1 protein-coding gene and 1 pseudogene are annotated in these 3,487 nt (G+C 60.6%); one reads left to right on the forward strand and one right to left on the reverse strand.

Annotation, left to right across the window (positions count from 1 at the left end):
• Positions 1 to 2: 2 nt before the first annotated feature.
• Positions 3 to 854, reverse strand: coding sequence for a pentapeptide repeat-containing protein (locus IQ216_RS12665; RefSeq protein WP_193815762.1), 852 nt, complete (start codon positions 852 to 854; stop codon positions 3 to 5).
• Between the two features lie 117 nt (positions 855 to 971).
• Here IQ216_RS12665 and IQ216_RS12670 point away from each other — a divergent pair.
• Positions 972 to 1,957 (forward strand): annotated as a pseudogene (locus IQ216_RS12670) (IS5 family transposase).
• The last annotated feature ends 1,530 nt before the right edge of the window (positions 1,958 to 3,487 follow it).

Genomic DNA, 3,487 nt, shown 5'->3' on the forward strand with positions numbered 1-3,487 from the left:
GCTCAGAACGGGAGGGGCATGAAGGCCTTGGCGGCCAGGGGCAGCAGGAACTGCAGGGCACCCATCGTGCCGCCCACCAGCGCCGAGCCGACGCCATTGCCTCCACCCCCCGGCTGGCCCGGTGGCGCGCTGATGGTGGCAGCGGCCTGGCGCAGCTGGGCCGCCTGGGTCTCCTCGCCGCCGGCGGCGTAGAGGCTGGCGGCGTAGTTGAAGTCGTTGGCGGCCAGCTGGGCCTTGCCCTGCTCACCGCGGGTGATGCCCCGGGCCACCCAGCTCACGGCCGCAGCGGGTTGCTGCCGGATCGCCGAACTGAAGAACTGCTCTGCCTCGGGATAGCGGCTCTGCTGAGCGGCCTGCACACCGGCGTTGTGGAGTTCCCCGAAGCTCAGCTGACCATGGTCCACTCCCCGGGCTCCCTGCCAGTGGGCGCGGGAGAGGGCTCCCGGATCGAGCAGGGCACCGCTCAGATCCGCCTGACGCAGATCGGTGCCCTCCAGCCGGGCGCTGCGCAGGTCTGCTCCACGCAGAGAGGCGCCCTGCAGCGTGGTGAAGCTCAGATCCGCGCCCATCAGCTGAGCTCCATCCAGCCGCGCCTGACCGAGGTTGGCGCGCTGGAGGCGAGCCTGGCGCAGGTCCACATCGTCGAGCCGGGCGTGCACCAGATCGGCGCCGGTGAGGTTGCAGCGCGGGCACTGCCGCTGCTCCAGCAGCTGCAGCAGGTCGTCGGTGGAGCCGGCGAGGGCGGCCCTGCTCAGTAGCGCAGGAGATCCCAGGCTGAGGGCAGCCAGCAGCGTGAGGGGGGTGGTGCGTCGGAGCGGGCCGAGGCCACAGCATGCCCACCAGTCCCGTGTCATGGCCCGACTCTCGATTGCTTGATTTATAGCGCCATGGTCCGGTGTCCAGGGAGCCCCTGATAGACCCAGCCTGACCACGGGAAAATAGTGCTGTGATCACAGGCCAGGACTGGGGTGATGGGCGATAAGCAGCTGGGATTTGGCGATGACGAGCAGACCACCGCCAAGAAGCGCACCAAGCGGGAGAAGTTCCTGGCAGAAATGGACGCAGTGGTGCCCTGGCAGGCCCAGATCGCTCTGATCGAGCCCCAGTACCCCAACACCAGCAGCAAAAGTGGCCTCCCGCCTTATCCGCTGGCCACCATGCTGCGGAGCAACCTGATGCAGCAGTAGTACTCGCTGAGCGGTCCAGCGATGGAGGATGCCTTGATCGAGGTGCCGACGATGCGGCGGTTTGCGGGCATTCATTTCCGGCACATGCTAGAGAAGCACGACCTCGGCGAGCAGATTTTCGAGACCGTCAAGACCCATCTCAGGGAACGGGGTATGTCCTTGAAGCAGGGCACGATCATCAATGCCACCTTGATCGCCGCCCACAGCCCCACCAAGAACAAGGCTGGTGAGCGCGATCCGGAGATGCATCAGAAAAAGCAGGCCAACCAGTGGTTTCACCGCTACGAGGAAGGCTTCACCTACAGCATGAAGATCCATTCGGGCGTAGACAAGGACTCAGCCCTGATCCACTTCGTCGTCACCACTGTCGCCAACGTGGATGACCTCACCCCAGCAGCTGAGCTACTGCAAGGAGAGGAGCAGGTGGTCTACGCCGACGCTGGCTACCAGGGAATCGCGAAGGGGCCTGAGACGGCAGGAAAGGCAACTGAGTTTCGGGTGGCCATGCGTCCCTGCAAGCGCCGAGCACTGCCCGATACGCCAGCTAGGAAGCTGCGGCATCTGGTGGAGACAGCCAAGGCCCACATCCGCGCCAAAGGTGAGCATCCATTTCGCGTGATCTTTGCGGAGCCGGCCGGAGGCCGTAGCAGCAGTTCGGCTTTCAGAAGACCAGACTGCGGAGAATGGTGAAGAACCGCTGCAAGGTGCATGTTCTAGTTGCCCTGACGAATCTGCTCCTGGCGCGACATCAGTTGCTTGCGACTCCATGAGTAGGGTAGTGGCTTGCCCGAATGAGGCCTTACAGGAGTGTAAGACAGCAAGAAAGAGGCAAAAGATGACCTTAGCTGGGCACAGATCAATCCCTGAGGATATCCGGAGGGGCAATCCTGCGATGCCAGATCTCAGGAGCCCCTCAAGCCTTTGTTGCTCAGAGCTGTTTAGCGCTCGTGGCCTTATTTCGATCGGTGCTGCTTGATCTGAAGCAGAATGGCTTGCAGCGGCTCTTGCTTGGTGCCAAGCAAGTCGAGCGTTCGAAGGTTCGTATAGATGGAGGACTCTTTATATGCGTTTGCTAATTGTTGCGAGAAGAGACAGGATAGAGGCGAGAAAGAACAGAAGGGAGACGGATAGGAATACAAAGTGCAACCCGAATAGGACGGAATAGAAAGTGGGCGGAATGACCGATAGTGTTGCCTGGAGCCATGCGAAAAAACTGGCAACCAATGCGAGGAGACTTGCGAGAAAGAGATCGATTCCTGCCTGGAAGACAATTTTCAAGATGTCTTCCGGTGCAAATGATGACGAGACCCTGCACCAATTGAAGGCCAATGCACTAAATGAGATGATTACGACAAAAGAAGAAAGTGATAGAATCTCATTCCTTGTTGACAACTCAGTGAATTGGGCGGCCAAGATGGACAAGGCCATCAAAATCAGAAGAGGGGGCAGAGTAAGGAGTGCGCTGCGACGAAGTAGGTTTTGCATGCTGTATGGTCGCTTTCTCATTGGACATGAATTGAATATGTTGGCCTAGTTAGTAAATGGTCCCGGGAATCGCCTCCCAGCCCGACAGCCTATTCCGCGAACTGCACAGCAGCAGGAGTGATCATTGCCTGAGAAGCCAGCCTAGGAATTGCTTCTCGTGCAGTGCGACCCATGATTAGCGGTGGTTCTCGGGTCCGAAAACCACTCGTTCATAGAGCTACACAAGGTCGGCGGGGCGGTTTACGCCCAGGGGGCCGCGATTGAGGACGTGGATATCCGTTATTGTGGTGGGAATGTCCTCGTGGCCGAGAAGTACCTGAATAGTTCGGGTCCTGTCTGCGTTCAAGCAGGTAGGTGGCAAACGAATAGCGAGAGGTGTGGCAGCTGGCAACCTAGGTGACCCCAGCGGCCGCCAGCCCCGCTCATGGTGCTGCAGGAGGCGGGCTAGCTGCGAAGGGCCCAGGGACAAGCACCTCGAAGCGGGCTTCGATCACATCACCGCCACCACCGAAGCCAACACGACGGCCAGCAGCGATGTACGGCAACGGCCGGGAAACTTCAGCAGGTAGCAACCTCCACCATGCCAGAGCCCCGGGTCGCTCCTGCTGGTGCTCCAGCCGGAACTCCGGACGAGGTGTGTCCCGTGTCAATCAGGTTGACGGGTGGCGTCAATCTGGTTGACCGGTAGAGAGTGGTTGTTCGGAAGCCCGCTGGAGCCTGAGATCGCAGCGGGGATCGGGATCGTGACCAGGCTGTCGCGGCGCGTCAATCAAGTTGTGGTTCGGGCGGCCATCTCAAGGCGGGTGGGCCAGTTT

The organism is Cyanobium sp. LEGE 06143 (assembly GCF_015207535.1).
GTDB lineage: Bacteria > Cyanobacteriota > Cyanobacteriia > PCC-6307 > Cyanobiaceae > NIES-981.

Coding starts and splice junctions, on each gene's coding strand:
- IQ216_RS12665 (WP_193815762.1), bottom strand. CDS start 854: ATGACACGGGACTGGTGGGCATGCTGTGGCCTCGGCCCGCTCCGACGC.